This window comes from Kitasatospora sp. HUAS MG31, assembly GCF_040571325.1.
Classification (GTDB): domain Bacteria; phylum Actinomycetota; class Actinomycetes; order Streptomycetales; family Streptomycetaceae; genus Kitasatospora; species Kitasatospora camelliae.
Map to the genome: position 1 here is coordinate 936,232 of NZ_CP159872.1, position 19,121 is coordinate 955,352.

General features: G+C 75.4%; 24 protein-coding genes and 3 pseudogenes. 16 read left to right on the plus strand and 11 right to left on the minus strand.

What is annotated here, in order from left to right; all coding sequences use genetic code 11:
* The first annotated feature begins 329 nt into the window (after nt 1–329).
* Nucleotides 330–809 carry a flavin reductase family protein gene (locus tag ABWK59_RS04380; RefSeq protein WP_354637968.1) on the plus strand — a complete coding sequence of 160 codons (480 nt, stop codon included), beginning with the start codon at nt 330–332 and terminating at the stop codon, nt 807–809.
* A 613-nt stretch (nt 810–1,422) separates the two neighbouring features.
* Here ABWK59_RS04380 and ABWK59_RS04385 read toward each other — a convergent pair.
* Together ABWK59_RS04385 and ABWK59_RS04390 are read right to left on the minus strand one after the other, a co-directional pair.
* Nucleotides 1,423–1,650 (minus strand): hypothetical protein, encoded by a 228-nt coding sequence (locus tag ABWK59_RS04385; RefSeq protein WP_354637969.1) that lies wholly within the window; start codon nt 1,648–1,650, stop codon nt 1,423–1,425.
* A 62-nt stretch (nt 1,651–1,712) separates the two neighbouring features.
* Nucleotides 1,713–2,177, minus strand: a complete 465-nt coding sequence (locus tag ABWK59_RS04390) for an SRPBCC family protein (RefSeq protein WP_354637970.1) — start codon at nt 2,175–2,177, stop codon at nt 1,713–1,715.
* Nucleotides 2,178–2,370: 193 nt separating this feature from the next.
* On the opposite strand from ABWK59_RS04390, the gene ABWK59_RS04395 reads away from it, so the two are divergent.
* A complete protein-coding gene (locus ABWK59_RS04395; protein WP_354637971.1) occupies nt 2,371–3,378 on the plus strand; it encodes a YhjD/YihY/BrkB family envelope integrity protein in 1,008 nt (335 codons plus the stop codon).
* 67 nt (nt 3,379–3,445) lie between these two features.
* Here ABWK59_RS04395 and ABWK59_RS04400 read toward each other — a convergent pair whose 3' ends face one another.
* The gene (locus ABWK59_RS04400; RefSeq protein ID WP_354637972.1) at nt 3,446–3,652 is read right to left on the minus strand and encodes a hypothetical protein; all 207 of its coding nucleotides are present in this window, start codon (nt 3,650–3,652) and stop codon (nt 3,446–3,448) included.
* Between the two features lie 125 nt (nt 3,653–3,777).
* On the opposite strand from ABWK59_RS04400, the gene ABWK59_RS04405 reads away from it, so the two are divergent.
* Entirely contained in the window at nt 3,778–4,563 is a 786-nt protein-coding gene (locus ABWK59_RS04405; protein WP_354637973.1) for a class I SAM-dependent methyltransferase, read from the plus strand.
* A 10-nt stretch (nt 4,564–4,573) separates the two neighbouring features.
* Here the strand turns inward: ABWK59_RS04405 and ABWK59_RS04410 are convergent, their stop codons facing one another.
* Nucleotides 4,574–5,530 (minus strand): TIGR03557 family F420-dependent LLM class oxidoreductase, encoded by a 957-nt coding sequence (locus tag ABWK59_RS04410; RefSeq protein WP_354637974.1) that lies wholly within the window; start codon nt 5,528–5,530, stop codon nt 4,574–4,576.
* Nucleotides 5,531–5,690: 160 nt separating this feature from the next.
* Between ABWK59_RS04410 and ABWK59_RS04415 the strand changes: the two genes are divergently transcribed.
* From ABWK59_RS04415 to ABWK59_RS04425, 3 genes and pseudogenes are all read left to right on the plus strand, one after another.
* A complete protein-coding gene (locus tag ABWK59_RS04415; protein ID WP_354637975.1) occupies nt 5,691–6,914 on the plus strand; it encodes a PP2C family protein-serine/threonine phosphatase in 1,224 nt (407 codons plus the stop codon).
* 403 nt (nt 6,915–7,317) lie between these two features.
* A pseudogene (locus tag ABWK59_RS04420) lies at nt 7,318–7,455 on the plus strand (metallophosphoesterase); the annotation flags it as partial.
* A 66-nt stretch (nt 7,456–7,521) separates the two neighbouring features.
* Entirely contained in the window at nt 7,522–8,100 is a 579-nt protein-coding gene (locus tag ABWK59_RS04425) for a hemerythrin domain-containing protein (RefSeq protein ID WP_354637976.1), read from the plus strand.
* Between the two features lie 56 nt (nt 8,101–8,156).
* Here the strand turns inward: ABWK59_RS04425 and ABWK59_RS04430 are convergent, their stop codons facing one another.
* Nucleotides 8,157–8,708 (minus strand): hypothetical protein, encoded by a 552-nt coding sequence (locus tag ABWK59_RS04430; RefSeq protein WP_354637977.1) that lies wholly within the window; start codon nt 8,706–8,708, stop codon nt 8,157–8,159.
* Here ABWK59_RS04430 and ABWK59_RS04435 point away from each other — a divergent pair.
* The 8 genes and pseudogenes from ABWK59_RS04435 to ABWK59_RS04470 form a co-directional block, all read left to right on the plus strand.
* Nucleotides 8,707–9,267 (plus strand): annotated as a pseudogene (locus ABWK59_RS04435) (GvpL/GvpF family gas vesicle protein); the annotation flags it as partial. The gene ABWK59_RS04430 and the pseudogene ABWK59_RS04435 sit on opposite strands and share 2 nt — an antisense overlap.
* Before the next feature lie 127 nt (nt 9,268–9,394).
* Nucleotides 9,395–9,604 (plus strand): GvpL/GvpF family gas vesicle protein, encoded by a 210-nt coding sequence (locus ABWK59_RS04440; protein WP_420492904.1) that lies wholly within the window; start codon nt 9,395–9,397, stop codon nt 9,602–9,604.
* A gap of 7 nt (nt 9,605–9,611) precedes the next feature.
* Complete coding sequence (locus ABWK59_RS04445) at nt 9,612–9,824, plus strand: gas vesicle protein (protein WP_354637978.1); 213 nt, start codon at nt 9,612–9,614, stop codon at nt 9,822–9,824.
* Between the two features lie 50 nt (nt 9,825–9,874).
* A pseudogene (locus ABWK59_RS04450) lies at nt 9,875–10,139 on the plus strand (gas vesicle protein K).
* A gap of 80 nt (nt 10,140–10,219) precedes the next feature.
* Nucleotides 10,220–10,393 (plus strand): CsbD family protein, encoded by a 174-nt coding sequence (locus tag ABWK59_RS04455; RefSeq protein ID WP_354637979.1) that lies wholly within the window; start codon nt 10,220–10,222, stop codon nt 10,391–10,393.
* 502 nt (nt 10,394–10,895) lie between these two features.
* Nucleotides 10,896–11,777 carry a Rieske (2Fe-2S) protein gene (locus ABWK59_RS04460; RefSeq protein ID WP_354637980.1) on the plus strand — a complete coding sequence of 294 codons (882 nt, stop codon included), beginning with the start codon at nt 10,896–10,898 and terminating at the stop codon, nt 11,775–11,777.
* Nucleotides 11,778–11,868: 91 nt separating this feature from the next.
* Entirely contained in the window at nt 11,869–12,042 is a 174-nt protein-coding gene (locus tag ABWK59_RS04465; RefSeq protein ID WP_354637981.1) for a CsbD family protein, read from the plus strand.
* A gap of 73 nt (nt 12,043–12,115) precedes the next feature.
* Nucleotides 12,116–13,204 carry a glycosyltransferase family 4 protein gene (locus ABWK59_RS04470; protein ID WP_354637982.1) on the plus strand — a complete coding sequence of 363 codons (1,089 nt, stop codon included), beginning with the start codon at nt 12,116–12,118 and terminating at the stop codon, nt 13,202–13,204.
* Between the two features lie 270 nt (nt 13,205–13,474).
* Here the strand turns inward: ABWK59_RS04470 and ABWK59_RS04475 are convergent, their stop codons facing one another.
* The 3 genes from ABWK59_RS04475 to ABWK59_RS04485 all read right to left on the minus strand — a co-directional run bounded on the left by ABWK59_RS04475 (nt 13,475) and on the right by ABWK59_RS04485 (nt 15,085).
* Nucleotides 13,475–14,008 (minus strand): ferritin-like domain-containing protein, encoded by a 534-nt coding sequence (locus ABWK59_RS04475; protein ID WP_354637983.1) that lies wholly within the window; start codon nt 14,006–14,008, stop codon nt 13,475–13,477.
* Between the two features lie 124 nt (nt 14,009–14,132).
* Nucleotides 14,133–14,534 carry an SsgA family sporulation/cell division regulator gene (locus ABWK59_RS04480; RefSeq protein WP_354637984.1) on the minus strand — a complete coding sequence of 134 codons (402 nt, stop codon included), beginning with the start codon at nt 14,532–14,534 and terminating at the stop codon, nt 14,133–14,135.
* 128 nt (nt 14,535–14,662) lie between these two features.
* Entirely contained in the window at nt 14,663–15,085 is a 423-nt protein-coding gene (locus ABWK59_RS04485) for an ATP-binding protein (protein ID WP_354637985.1), read from the minus strand.
* Between the two features lie 171 nt (nt 15,086–15,256).
* Between ABWK59_RS04485 and ABWK59_RS04490 the strand changes: the two genes are divergently transcribed.
* Nucleotides 15,257–16,180 (plus strand): hypothetical protein, encoded by a 924-nt coding sequence (locus ABWK59_RS04490; protein WP_354637986.1) that lies wholly within the window; start codon nt 15,257–15,259, stop codon nt 16,178–16,180.
* A 30-nt stretch (nt 16,181–16,210) separates the two neighbouring features.
* Here the strand turns inward: ABWK59_RS04490 and ABWK59_RS04495 are convergent, their stop codons facing one another.
* Complete coding sequence (locus ABWK59_RS04495) at nt 16,211–16,585, minus strand: DUF6343 family protein (protein ID WP_354637987.1); 375 nt, start codon at nt 16,583–16,585, stop codon at nt 16,211–16,213.
* A gap of 171 nt (nt 16,586–16,756) precedes the next feature.
* On the opposite strand from ABWK59_RS04495, the gene ABWK59_RS04500 reads away from it, so the two are divergent.
* Nucleotides 16,757–18,271, plus strand: a complete 1,515-nt coding sequence (locus ABWK59_RS04500; protein WP_354637988.1) for a CYTH and CHAD domain-containing protein — start codon at nt 16,757–16,759, stop codon at nt 18,269–18,271.
* Between the two features lie 51 nt (nt 18,272–18,322).
* On the opposite strand, the gene ABWK59_RS04505 is transcribed toward ABWK59_RS04500, so the two are convergent.
* Together ABWK59_RS04505 and ABWK59_RS04510 are read right to left on the minus strand one after the other, a co-directional pair.
* On the minus strand, nt 18,323–18,739 hold the full coding sequence (locus ABWK59_RS04505; RefSeq protein ID WP_354637989.1) for an ATP-binding protein: 417 nt from the start codon (nt 18,737–18,739) through the stop codon (nt 18,323–18,325).
* A gap of 73 nt (nt 18,740–18,812) precedes the next feature.
* Entirely contained in the window at nt 18,813–19,067 is a 255-nt protein-coding gene (locus ABWK59_RS04510) for a hypothetical protein (protein ID WP_354637990.1), read from the minus strand.
* Nucleotides 19,068–19,121: the final 54 nt, after the last annotated feature.

Below are 19,121 nucleotides of genomic sequence, written 5' to 3' on the forward strand. Positions count from 1 at the left end.
AGGGAAGGAGTGGCCGGTCCCTGGGGCGCAGTTGTCGAGGAACCGCGTGGCGATGGTGGTCGGGCTCCACGTCGCGAGGGTGTCGTGGGCGGCGTCGCGGAGGCGTCGCCGATCGCGTCCACCGCAGCGGATGCCGGAGCCCGGCGGACGCGGAGGTGTGCACGGGTTTGCCGCCGGGCACCCCGGGCAGCCGATGAACGGTGCCAGGCTGAGTGCGCCCCGGTGGAGACCGGCGGAGTGCCCGGCACCTGCCCAGGGACCGCGGGCACGGTCGTCCCGCTCCGCTGCCGGCCGGTCCCGCCGGCTGCCTGTGGGAGGAGCTCCGAGCCGTGGAAGCGTTCGAGAAGTTCGTCGCTCTGCTGGACTACCCCGTGTTCGTGGTCACCGCGGCCGCGGAGGGCGAGCGGGCGGGTTGCCTGGTGGGTTTCGCCGGACAGTGCTCGATCGATCCGCCACGGTTCGTCGTGTGGCTCTCGAAGGCGAACCACACGTACGGGGTCGCCTGCCGGGCCAGGTTCCTGGCCGTCCACCTCCTGCCGCGCGACCACCGGCTGGCGGAGCTGTTCGGCGGGGCCACCGGCGACGAGGTGGACAAGTTCCGCGAGGTCGCCTGGTTCGCCGGGCCCGACGGGGTGCCGGTCATCACCGACGTCCCCGGCTGGTTCACCGGCCGGGTGATCGACCACGCCGACTGGGGCGACCACACCGGCTTCCTCCTCGCCCCGGTCGCCGCCCGGGTGCCGGAAGCCGCCGATCCGGTGCTCTCCTTCAGCGACGTCCACGACATCGACGCCGGACACCCGGCGTGAGGTCCGCGACCTGGCCCTGGACGGGCACGCCAGGGGAGTCGGGCCAGGCCGCCAGCCGGGACCGGGATCGCCCTCCCGCCAGCCCGTCATCGCGGAGCAGGCCCGAACCAGGAGCGCGCGGCGCCCGACCGGCACAGCCACCCTCGACCGCCGTGGGTAGCCGCCCGGGGAACCCGGCTGAGCAGAGCGTGGGCGACTGGTCCACGTGCGCCCCGCAGGTCCCGGCAGTCGCCGTTGGCGGCGGCACGGCTCGGGCGAGGTCGACGGCGGCCACGCCCTGCAGGGTCCTCCGCTGTTCCGTGCGTGGTCGAGAGTCTCCTCGACGGCGTCCGCCTGGCGTTCGGGCGCGAGGTGGGCGAGATCGTCGGGCCACGTACCGGGCCGGAGCACCGTCACCAGCGCCGCTCCCTCGTCGGCGGCAGCCGGCCAACCCGGTGAGGCCGCGAGCGCCGGGTGCGGCTCCCACACCTGGCGGCCGCCGACGCCGGTGGCCCGGCACGCGGGCCTCCGGGTCGCACGCGCGGGGACGGTCGGGGCCGCCGCTCGGCAGGCCCGGCGCCTGACGGGTGTCATCAGGCGCCGGGCCGTTCGGAGGTTCGGGGCCATGCCGTGGCTACGCGCCGGCCGGGGTGTCGGTCTCCTCGTCCGCCTCGCCCTCCGGGCGTGGGGCCTGTTCGGCGACGGGGGTGCCGGCGCGGACGGTCTTGACGGTCGGGGTGGGGCTGTCGCGGTGGTCATCGGGGCGGGCGGGGCCGCTCCCGGCGTGGCCGTGGTGGTCGGAGTGCTGATCGGGGTGGTGGCCGGGTACGCCGCCGGCGCCGCCCTGGGGGACGTCGTCCATGGTCTCCTCCTGGCGGGGGCCGGCGCCGGCGCGGCGGCCGGTACCGGCCCCCGGTGCTGCGGTCAGGACTGGCCCGGGGTGATCCGGCCGCGCCAGCCGCCGCCCTCGACGCCCCGCTCCTCGATGAACGACTTGAAGCGCCGCAGATCGCCCTTGACCTGCCGGTCGACCATGCCCATCAGGTCGCCCGCCCGTTCGGCGAGGCCCCCCGGTTCGAACTCCATCGCCAGGCGGACCCTGGTGTGCCGGTCGTCCAGGCGCTCGAAGGTCACCACACCCATCTGGCTGACCTCGTCGTCGATGGTGCGCCAGGCGATCTTCTCGTCGGGAAGCTGGTCGACGATCTCGGTGTCGAACTCCCGTCGCACGCCCGCGACCTTGGTCTTCCAGTGGTTGTGCCGCTCGTCGATCTGGGTGACCTCCTCCACGCCCTCCATGAAGCGGGGGAAGTCCTCGAACTGCGTCCACTGGTTGTAGGCGGTGTGCAGCGGGACGTCGACCTCGACCGATTCCTGGACCATGCTCATGCGTGAACCTCCTCGGGTCGTCGGTGGGTCCTTCGGGACGAGCCGGTCCACCCGGCCCGTACGGCCGCTGCGCCTACCCCGTGCCGATCGCCCCACACACCGGTTTCCTGCGACCGCACCGCCGCACATGGCCGGCCCGGGATCGGGCAGACGACCCGTCGGCGGCCGTGTTCCCGCCGGGAGGAGACGTCCGATGAACGCCGTGGAACGTACCCTGCGCGGCCTCGACCGCTTCCAGCAGCGCCACACCGGGCCCGCCGTGGTGGTGGGCGTGGTCAAGAAGTTCGGCGACGACCGGGGCGGCCACCTGGCCGCGCTGATCACCTACTACGGGTTCGTCTCGCTGATCCCGTTGCTGCTCCTGCTGAGCACCGCGCTCGGCTTCGTCCTCCAGGACCATCCGGGCGTCCAGGACGCGGTGGTCGACTCGGCGCTCGCCGACTTCCCGGTGATCGGCGACCAGCTCCGCCAGAACATCCACTCCGTCGGCGGCAGCGGCCTCGCGCTGGCCGTCGCCCTGCTCGGCCTGCTCTACGGTGCGCTCGGCATCGCGCAGATCCTCCAGTTCGCGATGGCCCAGGTCTGGAACGTGCCCGAGGTGCGCCGGCCCGGCTACCTGCCGCGGCTGCTCCGCGGCCTGCTGCTGTTCTCGGTGCTCGGCACCGGCCTGCTGCTCGCCACCGGCGCCGCCGCCCTGGTCGGCACGACACTCGGCGGGGAAGCGGCCCGCGCCGGGGCGCTGCTGCTCTCGGCGGCCCTCAACATCGGCCTGTGCCTGGCCTGCTTCCGGATCCTCACGCCCAAGGACGTGCCCACCAAGGCGCTGCTGCCGGGCTGTTGGCTGGCCGGACCGCTGTTCGCGCTGCTGCAGACCTTCGGCGCCCTGCTGGTCACCCACCAGCTGCGGCACGCCTCGCAGATCTACGGCTTCTTCGCCACGGTGATCGGCCTGCTGTCCTGGCTGCTGCTGGCCGCCGCGATCACCGTCTACGCGGCGGAGACCAACGTGGTGCTGAAGCGGGGCCTGTGGCCGCGGAGCCTGCTGCAGCCGCCGCTCACCCACCCCGACCAGGAGGTCCTGGAGTCGCTGGCCCGGCAGGAGGAGCGCCGCCCGGAGCAGCGCGTGGACGTGGTCTTCACCGACGAGGACGCTCCCGCCGAGCCCGGCGACACCGGATCCGAGGGCCGCAAGGTGCCCTGAGCCCGGAGGAGCGTGCCGGGGCCCCGGCGGAGGTGCCCGCCGGGGCCCCGGCCGTCCGTGGGTACGGCTACGAACCGTCGGAGCGCCGCCCATGCCCGGAGGCGTTCTCGGAGTCCTCGGGGGCGTCCGTGACGGCGAAGGCGGGGTCGTCGGCCGCGGTCTTCTCCCGCTCGTCCGGCGGCGGCCCGCCCTCGCCCGTCATCCGCGACTCCGGGGTCTCCGTGGGCGGCCACTCGTCGGCGGTGGTGGCACGGTCCCTGTTCCTGGTGGTCATCACGTCTCCTCTCGGCAGTCTTGAACAGTGTTCCGGCGGGTCCCGGACGGTCACACCGGGCCCGGCCCGGCCGCTCGATCCCCGAAGCGCGCGTATCCCCCGGGGTCCCCGGGGAGAAACCGGGTGTGGATCCCGATGGCGTGGACGGCCGCTCCGGTGTCGAGGGTGTCGACGGTGTCTGCGGCGTCGCCGCCGTCCCCGACCCCGACTACGCGGTGTCCGCCGAGTTCTACGACCTGCTGCAGGCCGAGACCGACCGCCGCCAGGCCGCCCGCTGGTTCGCGGGGCCGGCGGGCCGGGCGCGGGCGGCGATCGTGGACCTCGGAGCGGGGACCGGGATCGTCACCGAGGTGCTGCTGGCGGCCTCCGCGGTGCCGGTGCACGCGGTCGAGCCGTCGGCGGCGATGCGGGTCGGGCTGCTGGGCCGGCTGGCCCGGCTCGGCGCGGAGGACCGGGCCCGGGTGACCGTCCACCCCGTCCGGGTCGAGTCGGCGGGGCTGTGCGGGGTGGCGGACCTGGTGGTGGCCTCGAACGTGCTCGCCTGCCTCGCCCCGCCCGACCGGCGGGCCGTGTGGCGGGCCGTCGCTTCCGCCCTGCTGCCCGGCGGGCTCCTGCTCTTCGACCCCCCGCCGACCGGTGTGCCGCCACCCGCGGAACGGGCGTGGGAGATCGGCCCGGTGCGGGTCGGCCCGGACCGGTACACCGCCACGGTCCGGCTGACCCCGGACGGCGGGGTGCTGCGCTCGACGTACACCTACCGGGTGGAGCGCGACGGGTGCCCGCTGCGCGAGGAGGCCGTGGAGTTCCGGCTCTGGCCCGCCCGGCCCGGGGAACTGGCCGAGGAGCTCGCCGCCGCGGGCCTGCGGCCGGTCCCGGCGCCCGCCGCCGGTCTGACGGCCGCCCGACGGTAGGGGGCAGGAATCAACCCGCCAGGGCCGGCAGGATCCGCTGCTGGTAGGCGTCGAAGAACACGTCCTGCTCGGGTCCGATCTGGCCGACGTACACCTGGTCGAACCCGGCCTGTGCGTAGGAGCGCACCGTGGCCAGGTGCTCGTCCGCGTCGTCGCCGCAGGTCACGGCGTCCGCGACCATCCTCCGGGTGACCAGCTCGCTGGCCTGCTCGAAGTGCGCGGGCGTGGGGAGCAGCTGGGCCAGTTCGCCGGGCAGCAGTTCGGTCGGCCAGAGCCGGTGGACGGTGTCCACGGCCTTGCCCCAGTCGGTGTTCCAGCAGACCTTGACGCCGCCGACCACGGGTTTCCCGGCCCCGCCGGCGTCCCGGAACGCCCGGACCAGCTCGCGGTCGGGGGTCATGGTGACGAACCCGTCGCCGATCTCCCCCGCGAGCCGCGCGGCGGCGGGCCCGAAGGCGGAGACGTACACGGCCGGGGGCCGCTCCGGCACGGTGTACAGCCGGGCGTTCTCCACCGTGTAGTGGCGGCCGCGGTGGCTGACCTCCCGGCCGGTGAACAGCTCGCGCATCACCTGGACGGCTTCGCGGAGCATCTCGGCGCGCTCGGCGAACGGCGGCCACCGGTCGCCGTGGACGTGCTCGTTCAGCGCCTCGCCGGTGCCCACGCCCAGGGTGAAGCGGCCGTCCAGCAGGACGGCCGAGGTGGCCGCGGCCTGCGCGGTGACCGCCGGGTGCAGGCGCACCGTGGGGCAGCTGACCAGGGTGGTGACGGGCAGGTCCACCACCTGGGAGAGCGCGCCGATCATCGACCAGACGAAGGGGCTGTTGCCCTGGGCCCCGTTCCACGGGTGGTAGTGGTCGGAGATCGCCAGCCGGGAGAACCCGGCCTCCCGGGCCCGCCTGGCCTGGTGGATCAGCTCGGCGGGGGTGAACTCCTCGCTGGACAGGAAGTAGCCGTACTCGGTCATGGGTGTGTGCCCTTCCACGCTCAGTGCGCTTCGCTCGCTCGGACGGGTGCCCTGTGACGGGCGGCTACCCGCTCCGTCCGCACGGACACGGGCGGACTCCGGAACGGCCCGGGTCGGCGGCCGTTTGCCCGCCGGGTGGGGGCGGGGCACGGTGGAGGGCGTGGACGACGCTGCCTTCGGCGCGGTGCTGGCCGACCTCCTGGAGCGCTCCCACCACACCGCGCCCGCCGAGCTGGCAGCGCTGGTGCGCGGAGCGGCGCAGGCGATCGGCCTGGACGACGCGGCGGTGTACCTCGCGGACGTCCAGCAGACGCACCTGGTCCCGTACCCGACGGACGGGCCGTCCACCGCCGAGGAGCCGACCCCCGAGGCGGCGCTGCGGATGGAGGGCACCTTCGCGGGCTGGGCGTACCGGACGGAGTCGCTGCGGCTGAGCACGGACGACGGGCTGGTGCTCTGGCTGCCGCTGATCGACGGCATCGAGCGGATCGGGGTGCTGCGGGTGACGGCCGCCGCGCTGGACGCGCCGACCATCGCCCGCTGCCGCACCCTCGCCTCGGTGACCGCGCTGATCGTGATCTCCAAGTCGTCCATCGGCGACACCGTCCCGCGGATGGTGCGGACCCGGCCGATGACCCTGCAGGCGGAGCTGGCCTGGGCGTTCATGCCGCCGCGGACGCTGGGCACCTCCGAGGTCACCTCCAGTGCGGTGCTGGAGCCCGCGTACGAGATCGGCGGGGACGCCTTCGACCACAGCCTGGACGCCCGGAACCTGCACCTGGCCGTGGTGGACGCGATGGGGCACGACGTCGCCTCCGGCCTGTCCTCGTCCCTGGCGCTGGCCGGGTACCGCTCCAGCCGGCGGCTCGGCGCCGGGCTGGCGGACATCGTCGACGCGGTGGACCGGGCGCTCGCCCGGTGGGTGCCGGACCGGCTGCTCACGGCGGTGTTCGCCACGCTCGACCTGGCCACCGGCCGGCTGAGCTGGGTGAACTGCGGCCATCCGGCCCCGCTGCTGATCCGCCGCCAGCACGTCGTCCCGGCGGCGCTCACCCGGCCCGCCCACCTGCCGCTCGGCCTCGGCCCGCTCTACCCGGCCCCGGCCCCGCACCTCCACCACGCCCAGCTCGAACCGGGTGACCGGATCCTGGTCCACACCGACGGCGTCACCGAGGGCCGGTCGCGGACGGGCGAGATGTTCGGCGAGCCGCGCCTGGTGGACACCGTGGTCCGGGCGACCGCGGCCGGGGAGCCGACCCCGGAGGCCCTCCACCGGCTCGTCCGGACCATCCTGGACCACCAGAGCGGCCGGCTCACCGACGACGCCACCATCCTGCTGGCCGAGTGGCACCCCACCGGCGGCCGGAGCCAGCAGGGCATGTGACCTGGGGTTTGGTCCGCCCGGATCCGGCAAGAAGCCCGTCAGCCCGTCCCCGGGGCGGAGCCCGACAAGGCGTCCCGGACGGAGTCGACCGACTGTCCGGGACGGTCGGCGCGGCCCCTCACCAGCGAGGTGGCCCGTGTGAAGGACCGCCAGTGTGGCGGGACCCCGCCGGACCGGCCTGTGAGCCCGGGGCGGTCCTGCCCCGGGCTCACAGCCGGTTTTCCCCACCGGGCGGCGGGCACACGCGCAGTCCCCCGCGCCGACCGCGGTGACCCGCGGCTCCTCCGGGAGGAGACCATGACCACCCTCGCAACCGGCCCCGCCCCGGGGCGGACCCTCGCCCCGGCACCGCGGGCCGACCGGTACCGTCGCACCCTCCGGGGCCCGGTCAGAGTCGCCTCGGCACGCCCACGCGGGCACCGAGCGCGGCCTGACCAGCGGCGGCGTCCACGTCCGCAACGTCGCCCAGCCGGTCATCCGGCACGCCTTCGCCGTGTACGAGCTCAGCCCCTCGTCCGGAACATCGCCCGGCGGGGTTTGACCACGGGCCCCGGACGGGCAGACGCGGCCCCACACCGACCACGGCCACCCGAGGGGAACCGGCGCCATGATGACCAACGACCAGCACGGCCCGCGCGAGGACGACCGCGACGACCTCCTGGACGAACTGGCATACCAGCACCAGCAGGTCACCGTCCTGTTCAGCGAGATCGCCGGGACGCCGCTGGGCGACCCGCTGCGCAAGGAGCTGATCGAGCAGGTCGCGGAGCTGCTGTCGGGGCACCTCCTCGCCGAGGAGCGCCACCTCCACCCGCTCGCGGCCGCCCGGCTGCCCAACGGCGAAGCGGTCGCCGCACGCGGCCGGGCCGACCACGCGGCGATCGAGGGCCTGCTGGGCGAGCTGCTCCGGCTGTCGGCGACCTCTGCCGGGTTCGACCGGGTGGTGGCCCGGCTGGTCGAACACACCACCGGCCACATGTGGTCCGAGGAGGCGCAGCTGTTCCGGCCGCTGCGGGGGGCGGTGGCGCCCCGGGAGCTGGACCGGCTGGGCGAGGAGCTGCGGCGGACGGAGGCGCTGGCTCCGGACACGCCCCGGCGCCGGCCGCCGACCGTGCTGCCGCCGGACGACCTGCCGCCGCCCGAGCAGGGGCTGAGGGACCGGATCCGGGACTTCCTCACGCCCTGACGCTCGCGCCCTGACGCCGGTCATGCCCTGACGCCGGTCACCGGCAGCCGGACCGGTCACAGGCAGCCGGCGACCGGCTTCGGCGGGTAGACCGGGTACGCCCGTTCGCTCTCCGAGAGGGAGCGTTCGGCGGCCTCGGCGTGCTGGGCGTCGAGGAGTTCCGCCTGGTGGCGGGCCCGTTCCTCCAGCCGGTCGAGGCGGGCGCACATCCGGTCGTCGTCCGGCGCCACTCGGCGCAGCGCCCGCCAGAGCGCGAGCTTGCCCTGGACGCCGGAGCGCATCGCCTCCAGTTCCAGCACGTCGCTGAGCGGGGAGCGGTGGACGATCCGGCCGTTGAGCTTCACCCGCCCGACCCGCTCGGCGACCGCGCCGGCCACCATCCGGTGCCGGCGGGGCTGCACCCCGAGCGAGTTCATCAGCTGGACGAGGGTGTCGCGGTCCTCGGTGACCTCGCGGGCCAGCCGCCAGAGGTCGGGCGTGGTGGTCGGGTGGGTGCGGGCGATCCGCCGGGCCAGGGCCGCACCGCCGTACGCGGCGGCCAGGTGGTCGTTGAGGTACAGCTCCAGCAGGTGCTGCCGTTCGTGGTCGTGCCGGGCGTGGTCGTGCATGGCGTGCCTTCCTGCGGCCCCGCGCGCCGGGCGCCGGGCAGGGCGGTCCCCCGTCGTTGCGGCGCCTGCCCGGGGTGCGCTTCGTCCAACCACCGACGCCGACCGTGACGGTCCGTCGGTTTCTGCGGATTTCCGGCCCCGGCCTGCTCGGCGTGGCCGGCGAGCCCCTGCACCTGGTGTCCGGCCCGGGGGTGGCGGCCGTGGCGGGCCCGGTCCCCGGCGCGGCCTTCGACGAGCGGGCGCTGCGGGCCCACCTGGAGGACCCGGCCTGCTGGAGCGCAGCATCCGGGCCCACCACCACGTCATCGACCGGCTGCACGGCTCCGGGCCGGTCCTGCCACTGCGGTTCGCCACGCTGTTACCACGACGACCGCCGGGCCACCGCGATGCTGCGCGAGCGCCGTACGGACCTGCTCGCCGCCTGCGCGCGGGTCGCCGGACGGACCGAGTGGGGGTGAAGGCCTTCCTGGCGCCCCCGGGCGCCTCCCCCGACCACGGCGCGGTCCCTGCTCCGGAGGACCCGGGCCCCGACCGGCCCGGCACGGCCTACCTGCTGCGCCGGCGGGCCCAGCGGCACGAACGGGTGCGGGAGCTGGAGGACGCCTCCGAGGACGCCCAGCAGGCACCTCCTGCTGACCGACCGGGCCGTCGAGGCCGTCCAGCACCCCCCGCAGTCGGCCGAGGCGATCCGGCAGCCGATGCTGCTCAACGGCGCCTACCTGGCCGGGCGGACGGAGGCGGAGGCCGCGGCGTTCGCGGAGACGGTGGAGGCGCTCGCGGGGCGGTTCCCGCGCCCGCGGCTGGAACTCACCGGCCCCTGGCCGCCGTACTCCTTCGCCGAGCTGCCCGACCGGCCCGATCTCCCGGACCGCCCCGACCTCCCGGACCGGGGGTGAGGACGCGGTGTCCAGCGAACCCCCCGCCCCGCCGGCCGTGCTGCGCCAGGAGAACGTGGCCCTGGTCGACCTGCTCGACCGCCTGCCGGCCGGGGGCGTGGTGGTCGCCGGGGAGATCACCCTCTCGATCGCCGACGTCGACCTGGTACGGATCAGCCTGCGGGCGCTGATCGCCTCCGTCCGCACGGCGACAGGTCTCCGGGAGGCGGGCGAGTGGTGAACGGCGGCGCGCGACCCGAGGGCGGCGACCGGCGCGACCGGCGCGTGGCGATGGACCACGAGAGCGTCGGCCGCGACCTGGCCTGCCTGGTGCTCACGGTGGTGGAACCGATCCGCGAGCTGATGGAACGCCAGGCGCTGCGCCGGATCGATCAGGGCGACCTCGACGAGGAGCAGGCCGAGCGGATCGGCCTGACCCTGATGGCGCTGGGGGACCGCATGGACGAGCTCCGCGACCACTTCGGCCTCCCCCGAGGACCTCAACATCGACCTCGGCCCGCTGGGCCCGCTGCTGGCCCCCGAAGGCCCTGATTGAGGGGGCACCCTTCTCGAGCCCGATTAGGACTCCCGAAGCCGGGCAGACGCACACCCAGGGCCCGGTTACGAGGAGGAAGCATGAGCACCAGGAAGAAGATGGAGAACACCGCTCAGACGGCGAAGGGCAAACTCGAGGAGTCGACCGGCAAGGCCGTCGGCAACGAGCGCCTGACCGCCAAGGGCAAGGCCGACCAGATCAAGGGCGACGCCGCCCAGGCCGGCGAGAAGGTGAAGGACGCCTTCAAGCGGTGACCACCCCCCTCTCCACGACAAGCCGTCCGCCCCCGGCCTTCACGGCCGGGGGCGGATACGGATGATGCTTCGGCCCGCCCCTGACGTCCCGGACGCCCTGCCGAGCGCGTCCCGGACGCCCTGCCGAGCGGGGCGCTGCCGGCGCTCCCGGGAGGAGGCGACGACCGGTCAGCTCAGTAGGGCAGCGGGCGGCCTGACGGGGTACGGAGGTCGAGCGGAGGCCGGGACGTGGCCTCCTTGCTCGGACGCTTGACGATCTTGATCCTGATCATTGCTCTCACCTGCTGTCCTCATGCGCGGTAGAGCGCTTGCCCGATCGGCGGCTTCCTAGTCACTCACGTTCCGTCACCACGCCGTCGGGGAGCCGGAATCCGTGGAGCCGCCGGGCCTGACCTGGCGGGACAGGCCGACGTGCTGGAACCATGCCCCTCCCACCGGCATGTCATGCCCGCCCACGGCGGGTTTCGCGTTTGAAAGGTCCGGGATCGGCCAGCCGCGCCGTATGGACACCTTCACGCACACCGAATCCCCGTCCCGGTGGGTACGGCGCCTCCTGGACGCGCCGGCCGGCTGGAGGGTGCTGGACGCACCGGCGCGCCCGCTGCACGACCTGGCCGAGGCGGTGCCGTTCGGGCCCTACCGGGACGTCCTGCACGGCGTACCGCTCGGCCACCCGCTGCACCCGGTGCTGGTCCAGGTCCCGGTCGGCTGCTGGCTGTCCTCGGCCCTGCTCGACTGTGTGCCCGGCGGGCGCCGGGCCTCCGCCGTCCTGGTCGCGGCCGGCCTGGCCGGGGCCGTACCGGCCGCCGTGGCGGGCTGGGTGGACTGGGCGGAACTGGATCCGCCGCGGCGGCGCACCGGCCTGGTGCACGCCGCCGCCAACTCCACCGGGCTGGTGCTGTACGCGGCCTCGCTCTGGTCCCGGCTGCGCGGCCACGGGCTGCGCGGGAGCGCGCTCGGGATGGCCGGCCTGACCGCGGTCGCCGCCGGCGCGGCGCTCGGCGGACACCTCTCGTACCGTCAGGCGGCCGGTCCGCACCGGGCGTCCGCGACGCTGCGGCCGACCGTGCCGGAGTGGGCGGCGCTGGGCGCGGTGGAGGAGTTCCCGCCGGGCAAGCCGGTCCGGCGGGACGCGGGCGGGCTCTCCGTCGTGGTGGTCCGCGAGCAGGACGGCTTCCGGGTGCTCGCGGAGCAGTGCGGGCACCTGTCCGGGCCGCTGGCGGACGGGACGGTGGTGGACGGCTGCCTGCGCTGCCCCTGGCACGGCAGCGAGTTCCGGCTGCGGGACGGCGAGGTGATCCACGGCCCGGCGACCGCGCCGCAGCCGGTGTTCGAGACCCGGGTGCTCGCCGACCACCTGGAGGCGCGGCTCCCCGGCAGCTGACCCCACCCCCTCGGACGTCCGGGCGTGTGGGGTTCCCGGTGCCGGGCAGACGCACCGAAGCAAACCCCGTGCACCAGCTGAGGAGAGGGCCGTGACCGCGCGCAAGAAGGCCAAGCACACCGCCACCGTCGTCAAGGGCCGGGCCGAGGAGGCCCTCGGGAAGACCGTCGGCAACGAACGCCTCATCGCCAAGGGCAAGGCCGACCGGATCAAGGGCGATCTCGCCCAGGCCGGCCAGAAGGCCAAGGACGCCTTCAAGCACTGACCGCGTCCACCCGGCCGCCGCTGCCGGGCACGAGCCGGCCCGGCGCGCCGGGGGCGGACGCGCGGAGGAGCAGATGCGCATCGCGATCGTCGCGGGCCGGACCGGGCCCGCCGAGAGCCGGACCACCGCCCGGCTGACCGCACTGGCCGCCGCCCTGACCGGACTCGGCCACCGGGTGTCGGTCAGCACGCCGCTGCCGCGGCCGGGCGCCAGGCCGCGGCGGGCCGTTCCCGGACCGGTCGGACCGGGCGGACCAGGCAACCCGGAGGACCCGCTGCACGCGACCCCGGTCTTCGGCCGGGCCCTCGCGGAGGTCTGGCAGGACGACCCGCCCGACCTGGTCCACGCGGGCGGCCTGGACGGCGGACTCGCCGCGCTCGCCGCGACCCGGTCGCTGGCCGGGCGGCCACCGCTGGTGCTGGAGCGGGTCACCGAGCTGCCGGCCGCGCGCCGGACGGCCGCGACCTCCGGGGCGGCCGCCCGGCTGCGGCTGCTGGAGAGCCTGCTGGCCCGCGAGGGGGACCTGCTGCTGGCCCGCTCGTTCGCCGAGGCCCAGCTGCTGCGCCGGCTCGGGGCGGTCAGCCGGCGGGTCGCCGTGGTGCCGCCCGCGGTGGACACCGACCTCTTCCTCCCCCGCCCGTTCGAGTCGCCGCCGGGCCCGCCGCGACTGCTCAGCCTGGACGGCGGCCGCTCCCCGGAGGCCGTACCGCTGCTGACCGCCGCGCTGCAGCGGCTCCCCGGGGTGCTGATCACCATCGCGGGCGGACGGGCCGGCGGGTCCCGCGGACAGCTGCGCGGCCTGCCCGAGGTCCCGCACGACCGCGTACCCGAGCTGCTGGCCGGCACCGACCTGGTGGTGGCCGTGCCCTCCCCGGCGTCCAGCGGAGCGGCGGTGCTGGAGGCGATGGCCTGCTCGGTCCCGGTGGTGGCGGTGGACTCCCCCGCCGTCCAGGACCTGGTGGTGGACGGCGTCACCGGCGTCGTCGTCCCGCGCGGCCGCCCGGCCGCCCTGGCCCGGGCCGTCCGCGGCCTGCTCGGCGATCCCTCGCTGCGGCTGGCGATGGGCATCGCCGGAGCCGACCGGGCGCGGGCCCGGCACTCCTGGCCACGGGTGGCCGGGCAGCTGGACCGGCTCTACCCCACGCTCCACCCGGCCGGCTGACCACCCGGTCCGGGGCTCCAGGTGGTCCGCGATTCGCCCGCATGACGGGACGCGGACCGGGCAGGCGCCCGACCCGGATCGGCCGCGACGCGCCGGCCGACGTCGAACCGTCCTGGAGGAACCAGCTCCTCGCCCCCGGCACCGGGCTGGTCGACCGCGTCCGGGACTTCGTCACCGGCCACGGCGAGGACCGAGACCGGTCCGCGTCACGGGCCGCCGGAGCCACCCGCGTGGGTCCGGCGGCCGTGGGTTCCGAACCCGGTACGGCCGTCACTCCGCCAGCAGGTCGGTGAGGTCGTCGGCGTGCTCCTCCTCCTGCTCCAGGATCCACTCGATGAGCCGCCGGGTGGTGGGGTCGTGGTCGCCGAGCCAGCGGGCGATCTCCTGGTAGGTGGAGATGACGATCCGTTCGGCGAGCAGGTTGTGCTCCAGCATCGCTTTCAGGTCCCGGCCCGCCGGGGTGGTGTAGTCGGTGTGGGCGCGCCCGGCCAGCGTGGCCGGGTCGAAGTCGGGCTCACCGCCGAGCTGCGAGATCCGCCCGGCGGCCCGCAGCGCGTGCTGCATCTCCTCGGCGGCGTGCTCGGTGAACTCCGCCGCCACCTGGGCCCGGTCGATGCCGGTGGCGGAGATCGCGTGCCGGGTGTAGCGCAGCCAGCACACCACCTCGGTCGCCACCACGTCGTTGAGTACGGCGATCACCTTGGCGGTGTCCAGCCCGTACGTGTCGGTGACCGGTCCGTCGGCCATCTTCTTCCGCGCCTCGTCGCGGATCCGGGTCACATCGATGACGAAGTCGTCGGCCATGGGGACTCCCAACAGGGTGGTGGACGGATCCCGGCACGCCTTCCCCGGACGACCGCGCCCGCATGCCCCGACCGGGAACGTTCACCGGATCGCCGTACCCGCTCCCCCACGCCCGTCACTCCCGTCACTCCCGGCCGAGCAGCCGCTCCAGCGCCGCGTCGATGTCCAGGTGTTCGCCCTCGCTGCCGGGCGGCACCAGCAGGCGGCACTCGGTGAGGAAGACGTTCACGCTCTCCAGCGGGATGCTGACCACCACCGTCCCGGTGCCGGCCCCGAGGCGGACCAGTACCTCACCCGGCGGGCCGGGCGCCACCCGGACGTCCCCCTCGCCGCTGGGCTCGTTCCGCCCGTCGGCCAGCAGGTCGCGGCCGAAGTACCAGCACACCTCCGGGTCGCAGGTGCCGACCGCCAGGCACACCGAGTACGGCCGGCTGGTGTCGTACCGGAGTTCCGCGTAGATCAACTCGTCGGGGTACCGGCTGTCGAGCAGCCAGACGGCCGTGCACCTCACGGCGGACTCCGACATGAAACACCACTCCATCCGCGGCCGGCTACGGTGCGCACACCCTCCGTCACCCCCTGCCCCGCGCCGGGTCCCCGACACGGTACGTCCCCGGACCTCCACGAGTCCCGGCCGACTCCCGCCGCCCGTCCTCACAAACCGGGCAGTGCGAGGTCGGCCCAGACCGTCTTCCCGCCCGCGTTCGGGATGCTGCCCCAGTCGAGCGAGAGCCGGTCGACGATCACCAGCCCGTGACCGCCGACCCGGTCCGGCCGCAGCCCGCGGGCCGGGACCGGCCGGCCCGGGCCCGGATCGGTGACGGCGATCTGCAGCCGCGTCCCCTGCTGGTCCAGGTCCACCCGCAGGGCGCCGCCGCCGTGCCGCACCGCGTTGCCCAGCAGCTCGGCGACCACCAGCACCGCGTCGGTCTCCGTCACCGGCGAGTCCGTCAGCTCCCAGTCCTCCAGCGCCCGCCGGACGAACGCGACCCCCGCGCTCACGCAGGCCGCGGTGCCGGGCGGGTCGAAGACCAGCCGGCGGTGGTGCGAGGCCGTCATCGCGGCGGAAGGACCCATCACGGAACTCCGGAGGCATACCGGTCACAGAACGTCACCCCCACGTCTGCCCACGGCCCGCCGACCCATGCGGACGGGTTCCGGCCCCACGCGTCCCCGCCCTGGCGGTGGAGCTGCGATGAGTACGCGTACTCATGCGCGGCGGGGGCGACGGGTGCGAGGCTGCGCGGTGTGAAACGTGACGGCGGGATGTCGACGGCCCTGCACCTCGTCCTGGTCTGGGCGCTGATGTCGGCCGTGGTGCCGGCGCTGGGCTTCGCGCTGATGGTGGCGGGTTGGGGTGGCGGGACGGCCGCGGTGGTGCCGGTCTTCCTGGTGGGTGTGCCGCTGACGGTGGGCCTGCTGGCCTCGATACCCGTGACCACGTTCGTGCCGTTGCGCCGCTCCACGCCGCGACGGCTTGGCTGGGCGGTCCTGGTCTTCGCCCTGGGAACGCTCGGCGTCCTGGCGGGCGTGGCCGCCTACGCCGGGGGCGTCGACCTGGGGAGCGCCGGCGTCCGGATCGCGCTGACGGGCACACCGTACGCCGTGGCCGCGGCGTTCCTCGTCCCGAGCCGGAGGGTGTGGCTGGGAGCACTGACCGTCCTGGTCGCCGGGGTGGCGTACGGGGGCTATGTGGGCCCGGCGCAGGCGGAGCAGCGCCGGCACGAGGGGGAGGTCGCGCGGTACCGGGAGCGTCCGGAGCTGCTGGTCCTGGTCGACACGCCGCCGCGGATGGCGATGGGCCGGGCGGAGGTCGGCCCGGCCGCCTTCGAGGTCGAGTACCACCTCCTCCCGCAGCGGGAGGTGGAGGAGTCCGGGTACGTGGGCCTCATGGTGCGGGTTCCGCTCACGCCGGCGCCCCAGTGCCCGGTGCTCCTGGAGGACGTCACCTGCACCGTGGACGCGCACGGCGACGTGGTCACGGTCGTCGAGTACCCCGGCGGCAACCGCACGGTCACCGTCACCCGCCGGCACGGCGACGCGGAGGTCTCGGTGGCCAGCCCGACCGTCGACGAGGCGGGGCTGCGGCGGCTCCTGGACACGCTGCACCCGGTGTCGGACGCGGAGTTGGCGACGCTGATGCGGGAGAAGACGATCACTCACCGGAACTGAGCCCGCCTGGAAGGCCGACCGCGCCCCGGGTCAGTGGTGTGGCGGGGGGAGCCGGCGACGGCCCTGGCCGGCGGCGAGGCGGCGGTGGATGACCATCAGGTCGAGGGCCGCGATGCCGGCGAAGCCGGTGCAGACGGCGGCGAAGACCACGTAGGTGTCCTGGTTGGGGGCGGGGCCCGGTCCGGCGAGGGCGGCGAGGACCGCGAACAGCGCCGTCCCGCACAGGAACAGCACCAGGAACACCAGCGAGAGCAGCCGCCGCAGCTCCAGGTCGGACCGGGCGTTGGCCGGTTCCGTGCCCCGGCGGTCCGTCCGCCACTCCGGTACGGGCCCCTGGCCGTCGTCGAAGCCGGACGTCCCGCCGGGGCCGTCCGGCGGCACCCCCGAACCGCGTCGCTTGTTCATGGCGCACCTCCCTCCCCCACTCTTGCGCTTGCCCGCCCACGGCCCCCTTCACGCCGCGTTTCACGCCCCGTCGCGAACCTCCTCCGGCCCGCCCTGTGGCCGGTGGCGAGCCGGGCCGCACAGGCGCGCGCCGCCGGGCGTGGGCGCCGCGATTCCGGACAGACGCCGGGTATGACCACTGCACACGAGGAGATCGAGCGGAAGTACGAAGGCTCCCTCTCGCAGCCGCTGGCGCCCGACGGCCTGCCGCGGGTCACCCGGGTCGTCCCCGGCGGGACGGAGCACCTGGACGCGGTCTACTACGACACCGTGGACCTGCGCCTGCTGCGCGGCGGGATCACGCTGCGCCGCCGCAGCGGCGGCCAGGACGCGGGCTGGCACCTCAAGACACCGGGCGCCGAGGACAGCCGGACCGAGACCCGGCTGCCGCTGGACGTCCAGGACGGCCGGCGGCCGCCCGAGGAGATGGTGCGGCTCACCCGGGGTGCGGCCCGCGGCCGGCCGCTCTCGCCGGTGGCCCACCTGCGGACCACCCGCGAGCGCACGGTGCTGGAGGGCGGGGACGGCCGGGTGCTGGCCGAGCTGGTCCGGGACGAGGTCATCGCCCATCCCCTGGCACCGGGCACGTTCGAGGCCGACGGCGCGGCCGCCGACGCCTGGGTGGAGACCGAGGTGGAGCTGGTCGACGGGCCCCGGGAGCTGCTGGACGCGGTGGAGCACCGGCTGGGCGAACTGGGTCTGCGCCGGGCCGCCGACCGTTCCAAGCTCCAGCGGGCGCTCGGCGGCCGGTTGGACGGGCTCCCCGCGGAGGCGGCCGCCGAACCGGCCGAGGGCTCGGTGGGCGCGGCTCTCACCGCGTACCTGCGGGAGCAGGCGGCGGCGCTGCGGGAGCTGGATCCGGCCGTCCGCCTGGACCGGCCGGACTCGGTGCACCGGATGCGCGTCCACATCCGGCGGCTGCGCAGCGCCCTGGCCGCCCACCGCCGGGTGGTGGATCGTTCGGTGACCGAGCCGCTGAGCCGGGAGCTGCGCTGGTTCGGGCGGGTGCTCGGCCGGGCCCGGGACGCCGAGGTGCTCGGCGAGCGGCTCGGCACGCAGGCCGCCGCCCTGCCCGCGGCGGGGCGGCCCGACGAGGTGGGCGCCCGGATCGCCGAGTGGTTCGGCGGGCACTACGCGTACGCCCACCGCGCGGCCGTGCACGTCATGGAGAACGAGCGCTACTTCGCGCTGCTGGACGCCGTGGAGGAGCTGGCCGCCCGTCCGCCGCTCACCGAGCGGGCCGGGCGCGGCAAGCCGGAGGCGAGGAAGGCGCTGAAGAAGCAGCAACGGCGGGCCGTCCGCCAGCTCGGTGCCGCCCTCGACCTCCCGCCGGGAACCGACCGGGACGCCGCCCTGCACCGCGCCCGCAAGGCCGCCAAGCGCGCCCGCTACGCGGCCGAGGCCCTCCGTCCGGCCAAGCCGGGGCGCGCCGAGCGCCTGCGCAAGCGGATGAAGCGGATCCAGCAGCCGCTCGGCTCGCACCAGGACGGCGTGGTCGCCGAACCCGCGCTGCTCGAACTGGCCGCCGAGGCCCGGCGACACGGTGAGGACACCTTCGGCCACGGCCTGCTGTACGGGCGCCAGCGCGCCCACGAGGAGGAGCAGGTCGAGGATGCCGCCAAGGCGTGGCGGAAGGCGAAGGGCTGACCGGCGGCGGGCTGACCGGCCGTACGCCGGACCGTCCCGTGCGCCGGACCGTCAGCCGTCCTGCTCCACCTCGACCTCCGCCCACACGCGCTTGCCCGGCGCCTCGGGGGCGCTCGCCCAGCGGACGGCGAGGCGGTCCACGATCACCAGGCCGTAGCCGCCGATCCCGCCCCGGGGGTTCTCCAGCCGGGGCTGTTCATGGCTGCGGTCGGTCACGGCGATGCGGAGCAGCGAGCCCTTCCAGTCGAGATCCAGGCGCAGGGGGCCGCTGCTGTGCTGGACGGCGTTGCTGAGCAGCTCACGGGCGACCAGGACGACGTCGTCGTCGCTGTCGCGGACGGAAGTGAGGTTCCAGTCGGCGAGGGCGCGCCGGACGAAGATCGTGCCGCCGCGGAGCCACGAGGTCGAGCCGTTGATGTCGAAGTCGAGATGGCGGTGCCGGGTGACGCCGTCGGCGAGGGATTCCATGACCGGTCCCTGCGATTCTGCCGGAAGGCTGCCGAAAGGCTCTGGCCGGGACGTCTCCCCACCTCAGGCCGACCTACGCCACTCCGGCCCGGCGGGAACGATGCGACGTGCGGCGGCGCGCGGCCGCCGTTCGGGCCCGGTGGACGAGCGCCCAGGTCACCGCGTAGCCGGGTCCCTTGAGCGCCGCGGTGCCGAGGAGGGCCCGCCAGGGGTGGTCCGCCGTGCCCGGCGGGTGGCCGGCTCCGGTGGCCCGGTGCCGGCGACGGAACAGCGCGAGGGCCACGGCGGCGAGCAGCGTCCTGAGCGGCTTGAACAGCAACCAGATCACGATTCCTCCCTCGAACGGACGGCCGCGACGCGGCCTCCGGGGCGACGGACGGGG

Bases quoted from the DNA above. Each gene is read 5' to 3' on its own strand.
- ABWK59_RS04385 (WP_354637969.1), bottom strand. From the start codon at position 1,650: ATGGACGACGTCCCCCAGGGCGGCGCCGGCGGCGTACCCGGCCACCAC.
- ABWK59_RS04390 (WP_354637970.1), bottom strand. From the start codon at position 2,177: ATGAGCATGGTCCAGGAATCGGTCGAGGTCGACGTCCCGCTGCACACC.
- ABWK59_RS04395 (WP_354637971.1), top strand. From the start codon at position 2,371: ATGAACGCCGTGGAACGTACCCTGCGCGGCCTCGACCGCTTCCAGCAG.
- ABWK59_RS04400 (WP_354637972.1), bottom strand. From the start codon at position 3,652: ATGACCACCAGGAACAGGGACCGTGCCACCACCGCCGACGAGTGGCCG.
- ABWK59_RS04410 (WP_354637974.1), bottom strand. From the start codon at position 5,530: ATGACCGAGTACGGCTACTTCCTGTCCAGCGAGGAGTTCACCCCCGCC.
- ABWK59_RS04425 (WP_354637976.1), top strand. From the start codon at position 7,522: ATGATGACCAACGACCAGCACGGCCCGCGCGAGGACGACCGCGACGAC.
- ABWK59_RS04430 (WP_354637977.1), bottom strand. From the start codon at position 8,708: ATGCACGACCACGCCCGGCACGACCACGAACGGCAGCACCTGCTGGAG.
- ABWK59_RS04455 (WP_354637979.1), top strand. From the start codon at position 10,220: ATGAGCACCAGGAAGAAGATGGAGAACACCGCTCAGACGGCGAAGGGC.
- ABWK59_RS04460 (WP_354637980.1), top strand. From the start codon at position 10,896: ATGGACACCTTCACGCACACCGAATCCCCGTCCCGGTGGGTACGGCGC.
- ABWK59_RS04470 (WP_354637982.1), top strand. From the start codon at position 12,116: ATGCGCATCGCGATCGTCGCGGGCCGGACCGGGCCCGCCGAGAGCCGG.
- ABWK59_RS04475 (WP_354637983.1), bottom strand. From the start codon at position 14,008: ATGGCCGACGACTTCGTCATCGATGTGACCCGGATCCGCGACGAGGCG.
- ABWK59_RS04480 (WP_354637984.1), bottom strand. From the start codon at position 14,534: ATGTCGGAGTCCGCCGTGAGGTGCACGGCCGTCTGGCTGCTCGACAGC.
- ABWK59_RS04485 (WP_354637985.1), bottom strand. From the start codon at position 15,085: ATGGGTCCTTCCGCCGCGATGACGGCCTCGCACCACCGCCGGCTGGTC.
- ABWK59_RS04495 (WP_354637987.1), bottom strand. From the start codon at position 16,585: ATGAACAAGCGACGCGGTTCGGGGGTGCCGCCGGACGGCCCCGGCGGG.
- ABWK59_RS04500 (WP_354637988.1), top strand. From the start codon at position 16,757: ATGACCACTGCACACGAGGAGATCGAGCGGAAGTACGAAGGCTCCCTC.
- ABWK59_RS04505 (WP_354637989.1), bottom strand. From the start codon at position 18,739: ATGGAATCCCTCGCCGACGGCGTCACCCGGCACCGCCATCTCGACTTC.